At 75.5% G+C, this 9,248-nt stretch carries 1 protein-coding gene and 1 pseudogene; both read left to right on the top strand.

Features of this window, described 5'->3' with window-relative positions; all coding sequences use genetic code 11:
- Positions 1-10 precede the first annotated feature (10 nt).
- Positions 11-8,044, top strand: a complete 8,034-nt coding sequence (locus OJ254_RS23545; RefSeq protein ID WP_265363928.1) for a non-ribosomal peptide synthetase — start codon at positions 11-13, stop codon at positions 8,042-8,044.
- Positions 7,999-9,237 (top strand): annotated as a pseudogene (locus tag OJ254_RS31720) (condensation domain-containing protein); the annotation flags it as partial. The gene OJ254_RS23545 and the pseudogene OJ254_RS31720, both read left to right, overlap by 46 nt.
- Between the last annotated feature and the right edge of the window lie 11 nt (positions 9,238-9,248).

The following is a 9,248-nucleotide window of genomic DNA, read 5'->3' as shown; positions in this document are numbered from 1 at the left end:
GACCGACGACATGACGTCTTCGAAGGAAGGCCGCGCCGCGGCCCTGCCGCAGGACCTCCAGGAAGCCCTGCGCCGTCGCCTCGCCGGAAAGGCCGGCGGCCCGGCGGCAGGCGCCCGGCCGGGCATCCCCCGCGCCGACCGGTCCCGGCCGCTGCCGCTGTCCTTCGCCCAGCAGCGGCTGTGGTTCCTCGACCAGCTGCGGCCCGGCGACGCCCGCTACAACAGCGCGGTCGCGCTGCGGCTCACCGGCGGCCTGGACCGGACCGCGCTCTCCCGGGCGCTGGACGCCGTGGTCGAGCGCCACGAGGCCCTGCGCACCACGTTCGACGACCACGACGGCCGGCCCGTACAGACCGTGCAGCCGCCCGCCCCGGTGCCCCTGCCGCTCCGGGACCTCGCGGGGGAGCCGGACCGCGGGTCCCAGGAGAGCCCGGAGGCGGCGCTCGACGCGCTGCTGCTCGCCGAGTACTCCCGCCCGTTCGACCTGCGCACCGGGCCACTCCTGCGCGCCCTGCTGATCCGCACCGCCCCCGACCGGCACGTCCTGCTGCTCACCGCGCACCACATCGTCACCGACGGCTGGTCGATGGGCGTGCTGCTGGACGAACTCCGCACGCTCCACGACGCCTTCGCCGCGGGGGAGACGGCCGCCCTGGCGCCGGTGGCCACGCAGTACCCGGACTTCGCCGTGTGGCAGCGCGACCGGCTGTCCGGTGCCCTCCTCCAGGAGCAGCTGTCCTACTGGACCAAGCAACTGGACGGAGCGGTGCCGCTGGAGCTGCCGCTCGACCGTCCCCGCGACGGGGCGGAACCGGCCGGCGGCGCGGTGCACACCTTCCGCGTACCACCCGAGACCACGGCCCGCCTGCGGCAGGTGGCCGCCGACCAGCACACCACCCTCTTCGCCGCGCTGATCGCCGGCTGCCAGGCCCTGTTCGCCCGCTGGTCCGGGCAGGACGACATCACCCTCGGATCCCTGACCCCCGGGCGCGGCCGCACCGAACTGGAGCGCGCGGTCGGCTTCTTCGTCAACACGGTCGTGCTGCGCTGCCCCGTCGACACCGCCCGCCCCTACCGCGACCTGCTGGACACCGCGGCCGCCACCGTCCTGGATGCCTTCGCGCACGACGACACCCCCTTCGAACGGCTGGTGGAGGCGGTCGGCACGACCCGGGAAGCGGGCCGCAACCCGCTCTTCGACGTCATGGTCCTGCTCCACCCCGCCCCGCCCGCCGCCCCCGGCCTGCGCGGGCTGACCGCCGAGAACGTGCCCGTGCCCCGCCGCTCGGCCACCTTCGACCTCAGCGTGGAATTCGTGCCCGACGAGGACGGCCTCACCGGGCTGCTGGAGTACCGCACCGACCTCTTCGACGCCCCGACCGCGGCGCGGATGGCCGAGCAACTCGTCCTCCTGCTCGACGGGGTGGCCGCCGAACCCGACCGGCCGCTGGGCGAGCTGCCGCTGCTCGCCGAGGACGACCGGCGGCGGCTGACCACCGAGTGGAACGACACCGCCGTGCCGGTCGCCCCCGCCACCTACCCCGGCGTCTTCGAGGCCCGGGCCGCCCGCACCCCGCACCACACGGCACTGGTCGCCGGTGACACCACCCTGGACTACGCCGAACTCAACGCCCGCGCCAACCGGCTGGCCCACCACCTCATCCACCGCGGCGCCGGCCCCGAACGGCTCGTCGCGCTACGGCTGCCACGCACCGCCGACCTGGTCGTGGCCCTCCTCGCCGTCCTCAAATCCGGTGCCGGCTACCTGCCCCTCGACCCCGAACTGCCCGCGGAGCGCGTGGAGTTCCTGCTCGCCGACGCCCGGCCGATGCTGGTGCTCGACGAGGCCGCGCTGCGCGCCGTACCCGGCGCCACGCCCGCGACGAACCCCACCGACGCCGACCGCCTCGCCCCGCTGTACCCCGGCCACCCCGCCTACGTCATCTACACCTCCGGCTCGACCGGCCGTCCCAAGGGCGTCGCCGTCGAGCACCGCTCCCTGATGAACCTGCTGGCCGCCCACGAGCACGGCTTCGTCGCCGACGCCGGCGGCGGGCCCCTGCGGGTCGCCCTGACCGCTTCGTTCTCCTTCGACACCTCGCTGGAGGGCGTCCTGCTGATGGCCGGCGGCCATCAGCTGCACCTCGTCGACGAGACCACCCGGCTCGACCCGGCCGCGCTGGTCGAGTACGTCGTCACCCACCGTCTCGACTTCCTCGACCTCACCCCCTCCTACCTGCGGCAACTGCTGCCCGCCGGACTGCTCAGCGACCCCCGCCACCGGCCCCGGGTGCTGATGCTCGGCGGCGAGGCCGTCGGCCCCGCGCTGTGGCGGGAGCTGTCCGCGCTGCCCGACACCGCCGCGTACAACTTCTACGGCCCGACCGAGTGCACCGTCGACGCACTGGCCTGCCGCATCAGTGGCACCGGACGGCCCGTGGTGGGCCGGCCGCTCGCCAATGTGCGCGCCTACGTCCTCGACGACCGGCTGCAGCCGGTGCCGCCCGGTGTCGGAGGCGAGCTGTACCTCGCCGGCGCCCAGGTCGCCCGCGGCTATCTGCACCGCCCCGGCCTGACCGCCGCCCGCTTCACCGCCGACCCGTACGGGCCGCCCGGCAGCCGGATGTACCGCACCGGCGACCTCGCCCGCTGGACGGCCGACGGACGGCTCGACTACCTGGGCCGCGCCGATGACCAGGTCAAGATCCGCGGCCACCGCATCGAACCCGGCGAGATCGAGGCGGCCCTGCTGGCCCTGCCGGACGTCGCCGAGGCGGCCGTCGTCGCCGTCGAAAGCGACCAGGGCCACGCCCGGCTGGCCGCCTACGTGGCGCCCTCCGCCACCGGACGACCCACCCCGTCCGGCCTGCGTGACGCCCTCGCCCGCACCCTGCCCGGCCACATGGTGCCCGCCGCCTTCGTCGTCCTCGACGCCCTGCCGCTCAACAGCAGCGGCAAACTGGACCGGCGCGCCCTGCCCGCCCCCGACCTCGACGCGGCCCCGCGCGAGCGGGAGTTCGTCGCACCGCGCACCCCGGCCGAGCGCGAGCTGGCCGCGATCTGGTCCGAGGTGCTCGGCCTCGCCCGGGTGGGCGTGACGGACAACTTCTTCGAGCTGGGCGGCGACTCGATCCTCAGCATCCAGGCGGTCTCCCGGGCCCGCGCCGCCGGCTGGCAGCTGACCTCCCGGGACGTCTTCCGGCACCAGACCGTCGCCGACCTCGCCGCCGCGGTCACCCCGCGCACCGCCCCGGCGACCGCGCCCCGGCCGCGGCAGGACACCGGCCCGGCCCCGCTCACCCCCATCCAGGAATGGTTCTTCGCCACCCACGGGCCCGAGCGGCACTTCACCATGTCGATGCTGCTCGACCTGCCGCACGACCTCGACCAGGCCGCCCTGGAACAGGCCCTGCACGCCGTCGCCGCACACCACCCCGCGCTGCGCACCCGCTTCCTGCGCACCGGCGACACCTGGCGCCAGCACCCCGGAGCCGCGGTGGCCCCCGGCCTCCTGACCCGCCACGACCTCTCCGGAACCAGCGGTACCGCCCGGGACACCGCCCGCACCGAGGCGGCCGACGCCGCCCGCGCCGCCCTGGACCTGGCCGCCGGGACGCTGGTGCGCGCCGCCCTGTTCCTGCCCGGCCCGGACGACCGCCCCCAGCTGTTCCTGACGGTCCATCACCTGGCCGTGGACAGCGTCTCCTGGCGCATCCTCCTCGCCGACCTGGAAACCGCCTACCGCCAGGCCGCCGCCGGCCGGCCGGTCCAACTGGAGCCCACCGGCACGCCGTTCACCACCTGGGCGACCACCCTGGTCCGCCACGTCCAGGACGGCGGCCTCGACGACGACCTCGCCCACTGGAGCGCGCAGAGCGCCGTACCGCACACCCCGCTGCCGGTCGACCGCGACGGCACCCCGGTCGCCGGCTCGGTCCGCACCGTGCGCGCCCGCCTCGACCGCGACACCACCGAGGCCCTGCTCCGCCGGGTCCCCGGCGCGTACCGCACCCAGGTCAACGACGTGCTGCTGAGCGCCCTGGGCCGGGTCCTCGCCGACTGGACGGGCACCGACCGGGTGACGGTGGCACTGGAGGGCCACGGCCGGGAGGACCTCGGCGGCACCGAGGCCGACGCGGGTGCCGGCGATTCGGCCGCCGTCGACGCCCCCGACCTGTCCCGGACCGTCGGCTGGTTCACCACCCAGTACCCGGTCACCCTCACCCCGGCCGGCCCGGCGGGCGAGCCGGACTGGGGCGGCACGCTCAAGGCGGTCAAGGAACGGCTGCGGGCCGTCCCGCGCCGCGGCCTCGGCTACGAGGCGCTGGCCCGCCTCGGCTCACCCGACCCGGCCGCCCGCGCCCTGCACGACCGGCCGTTGCCCGAGGTCTGCTTCACCTACCACGGTCAGTGGGAGACCCCGCAGGACGCCGACTTCGCGCCCGCCGGCCCGGCCCCCGGCCGCGAGCTGGCCGCCGACGCGCGGCTCGACCACCTGCTGGACGTCTCCGCCGTAGTGGCCGACGGCGTGCTGGAACTGACCTGGCACTACAGCGACCAGGTGCACCACGAGCGCACGGTCCGCGACCTGGCCGAGGGCACGGTCCGCGCGCTGACCGGGATCGTCGCCCACTGCGCCCGGCCCGGGGCCGGCGGCCGCACCCCCTCCGACTTCCCCCTCGCCGGGCTGGACCAGGCCGGCCTGGACCGCCTCGTCGGCGACGGACACGGCATCGAAGACCTCTACCCCCTGACGCCCCTTCAGGAGGGCATGCTCTTCCACCGCCTCGTCGGCGGGGACGGCGGGGACGGCGGAAGTGGCGACGTCTATCTCGACCAGGCCACCCTGCTGCTCGACGGGGTCACCGAACCGGAGACCTTCGCCCGGGCCTGGCAGCGGGTGGTCGACCGGAACCCCGTCCTGCGCACCTCCGTCGTCTGGGACGGCGTGCCGGCACCGCTGCAGATCGTGCACCGCCGGGCCACCGTGCCGGTCGTCCACCTGGACTGGCGCGACCTCGACGACACGACCCGCGCGGACCGGCTGGCCCGCCTGCGCGCCGACGACCTCGCGCAGGGCCTCGACCTCGGCACCGCACCGCTGATGCGGCTCACCCTGATCCGGCTGCCCGGCGGGCAGCTGCGGCTGCTGTGGACCTCGCACCATCTGATCCTGGACGGCTGGAGCCTGGCGCAGGTGCTGACCGAGGTGTGCGAGGAGTACGCCGCCCTGGCCACCGGCCGGGACGCCACGCCGCCGGTCCGCCGCCCGTTCGCCGACTACGTCCGCTGGCTCGCCACCCGCGACGGCCGCACCGCCGAGGAGCACTGGCGCACCGTCCTCGCCGGCTTCGCCACCCCCACCCCGCTGCCCTGCGACCGCCCGCCGCGCGAGGCCCACCGCGCCCGCTCCGCCGCGGTCGTGGCCGCCGGCCTGACCCCCGAGCGGTCCCGCGCGCTGGAGGACACCGCCCGGCGCGGCGGCCTGACCCTCAACACCGTGGTGCAGGGCGTCTGGGCCCTGCTGCTGGCGCGCTACAGCGGGGAGCCGGACGTGGTGTTCGGCAGCACCGTCTCCGGCCGCCCCGACGAACTGCCCGGCGCCGAAGCCATGGTGGGCATGTTCATCAACACCCTGCCCACCCGGGTGCGCGTCGAAGGACACCGCACGGCCGCCGACTGGCTGCGGGACCTCCAGGACGCCCAGTCCGAGTCCCGCCGCTTCGAGACCGTCTCGCTCGCGCAGCTGACCTCGCTCAGCGACGTGCCCGCGGGCACCGCGCTCTTCGACAGCATGGTCGCCTTCGAGAACTACCCCTTCGACGAGGCCCGGACCTCCGGCGCCGGCGTGCGCATCCTGGACGTCACCTCGCTGGACGCCACCAACTTCCCGCTGGTGCTCCGCGCCCACCACGGCGACCGCCTCGGCTTCGACCTCGCCTACGACCCGGGCCTGTTCGACGAGGCCACCGTCCGCTCCCTCGCCGACCGGCTGTGCCTGCTGCTCGACGAGATCGCCGCCGGTCCCGAACGGCCGCTGCGCGACCTGGCCTGGACGACCGCCGAGGAACGCCGGCGGATGCTGGTGGACTGGAACGGCTCCGCGCACGGCCGGCCCGAGCGGACGCTGGTCGACCTGTTCGAGGCCCAGGCCGCACGCACCCCCGACGCCACCGCCGTCACCTGCTCCGGCGACACCCTGACCTACGCCGAACTCGACGCACAGGCAGGGCGGTTGGCGCACCGGCTGGCCGCGTCCGGAGCCGGCCCCGAGCGGTTCGTGGCGCTCGCCCTGCCCCGCTCGACGGACATGCTCGTGGCGATCGTGGCGGTGCTCAAGACCGGCGCCGCCTACGTACCCGTCGACCCGGAACTCCCCGGCGACCGCATCACCCACCTGCTCACCGACGCCGCCCCCGCCCTGCTCGTCACCACCACGGCGGCCGCCGGACGCCTGGCCGACACCGCCGTACCGCGCCTCCTCCTCGACGACCCCGAGGTCCGCGCCGACCTGTCCCGGCGGCCGGCCGCCGCCCTCGCGCCGGAGCACCGCCCGCTGCCGGAGAGCCCCGCCTACGTCATCTACACCTCGGGCTCCACCGGCCGGCCCAAGGGCGTGGTCGTCCCGCACGCCAACGTGGTGCGGCTGTTCTCCGGCACCCGCGACCGGTTCGGCTTCGACGCGCACGACGTGTGGACCCTCTTCCACTCCTACGCCTTCGACTTCTCCGTGTGGGAGATCTGGGGCGCCCTGCTGCACGGCGGCCGCCTGGTCGTCGTCCCGCACGACATCGCCCGTTCGCCGGCGGACTTCCTCCGCCTGCTGGCGGACGAGCGGGTCACCGTGCTCAACCAGACGCCCTCCGCGTTCTACCCGCTGATGCGCGCCGACGCCGAACACCCAGGCTTGAGTGCCGAGTTGACGCTCCGCTACGTCATCTTCGGCGGCGAAGCCCTCGACCTCGGCCGGCTCACCGACTGGTACGAGCGGCACCCGGACACCGCCCCGGCCCTGGTCAACATGTACGGCATCACCGAGACCACCGTGCACGTCACCCACGCCCCGCTCGACCGCGCCACGGTGGCCGGCGCCACCGGGAGCGCCATCGGGTCCGGCCTGCCCGACCTGCGGCTCCATGTGCTCGACGCCGGTTTCGCCCCGGTGCCGCCCGGTGCCGTCGGCGAACTGTACGTGGCCGGTGAGGGACTGGCCCGCGGCTATCTGAACCGGCCCGGCCTGACCGCCGCACGGTTCGTCGCCCACCCCTTCGGACCGCCCGGCGCCCGGATGTACCGCACCGGCGACCGCGTCCGGTGGCGGCGCGACGGCACACTGGAGTACCTGGGCCGGGCCGACCAGCAGGTCAAGATCCGCGGCTTCCGCATCGAACCCGGTGAGATCGAGGCCGCGCTGAACGCCCACCCCGCGATCAGCGCCTCGGTGGTCTCCGTGCGCGAGGACACCCCCGGCGTGCGGCGGCTGGTCGCCCATGTCGTCGGCACCGGCCCGGACGCCCCGCCGTCCGCCGCCGCGCTCCGTGCCCATCTGGAACGGACCCTGCCCGCCCATATGGTCCCCGCCGCCTACGTGCCCCTGGACACGCTGCCGCTGACCGTCAACGGCAAGCTCGACCACCGCGCGCTGCCCGCGCCCGGCCCGGACGGCTACGCCGCCGGCGAGCGGCGCACCGCCCCGCGCACCGCCGCGGAACGCCTGGTCGCCGACGCCTGGGCCGAGGTCCTGGACACCGAGGAGATCGGCGTCGAGGACAGCTTCTTCGCACTGGGCGGCGACTCGATCCTCGCCATCCGCGTCACCTCCCGGCTGCGGGCCGCCTTCGGCGTGGAGGTCTCGCCGCGGCTGCTGTTCACCCGGCCGACGGTGGCCGCCCTGGCCGCCGAACTGCCCGACCCGGCAGCGGACCGCCGGGCACCGGCCGACCCGATCCCGCCGGCCGACCGCGACAGCGCACTCCCGCTGTCGTTCGCCAGCAACGCCTGTGGTTCCTCGACCACTTCGAACCCGGCAGCACCGAATACCTGACCTTCTTCGTGCTCCGCCTGCGCGGCCGGCTCGACGAGGCCGCACTGCACACCGCCCTGGACGGCCTGGTGGCCCGGCACGAACCGCTGCGCACCACCTTCGCCGAGCAGGACGGGCGCGCCCGCCAGCAGGTCCACCCGCCCCGCCCGGTGGACCTCCCGACGCACGACCTGTCCGCCGTCCCGGCCGACGCGCGCCCGGGCGCCCTCGACGAACTGCTCGCCGACGAGGCCGCCACCCCCTTCGACCTGGGGCACGGGCCACTGCTGCGCACCCGGCTGATCCGCCTCGCCCCGGACGAGCACGTCCTGACCCTGGCCCTGCACCACATCGTCACCGACGGCTGGTCCACCGCCGTCCTCGGCCGGGACCTGGGCGAGCTGTACGCCGCGGCCCTGCAGGACCGCCGGCCCGACCTGCCCCCGCTGCCCGTCCAATACGCCGACTACGCCGCCTGGCAACGCGCCCGGTCCGCCGACGCCGAGCGGCAACTCAGCTACTGGCGCGAGCAGTTGGCGGACGTCGCGCCGCTGGAGCTGCCCACCGACCGGCCCCGGCCCGCGGTGCGCACCAAGAACGGCGCACTGCTGGAGTTCGCGCTGCCCGCCGCGCTGACCGACCGGCTGCGGGAGACCGGCCGGCGCGCCGACGCCACCCTCTACATGACCCTGCTCGCGGCCTGCCAGGTGCTCCTCGCCCGCTGGGCCGGCCAGGAGGACATCGCCGTCGGCACCGTGACCGCCGGCCGCGATCGCCCCGAACTGGAGCATCTGGTCGGCATGTTCGTGAACACCCTCGTGCTGCGCGGCCGGGTGCGCACCGAGGAGCCGTTCGACGCGCTGCTGTCGCGGGTGCGCGGCACCGTGCTGGACGCCTTCGCCCACCAGGACGTGCCGTTCGAGCGGGTCGTCGACGCGCTCCAGCCGGAACGCGACACCAGCCGCACCCCGCTGTTCCAGGTCATGGTCGCCCTGCACAACCTGGGCGGCCGGGCCCCGCAGCTGCCCGGCCTGGACGTCGAGACGGTCCAGCCACCGGGCCGGAGCGCCACCTTCGACCTCGGCCTCGACTTCGTCGAGCAGGACGGCGGCGGCCTCACCTGCTTCGTCGAGTACCACACCGACCTGTTCGACCGGGACACCGTCGAGCGGCTGACCGGCCGGCTGCGCCTGCTGCTGGAAGCGGTCGCCGACGACCCCGGGCG

It is taken from the genome of Streptomyces endophytica (assembly GCF_026153355.1).
GTDB lineage: Bacteria > Actinomycetota > Actinomycetes > Streptomycetales > Streptomycetaceae > Streptomyces > Streptomyces endophytica.
Note: the sequence above shows the minus strand (reverse complement) of the source record. Positions and strands in the feature narration are given on the sequence as shown.

Excerpts from the sequence above, each read along its gene's own strand:
- OJ254_RS23545 (WP_265363928.1), top strand. The coding sequence starts at position 11 with ATGACGTCTTCGAAGGAAGGCCGCGCCGCGGCCCTGCCGCAGGACCTC.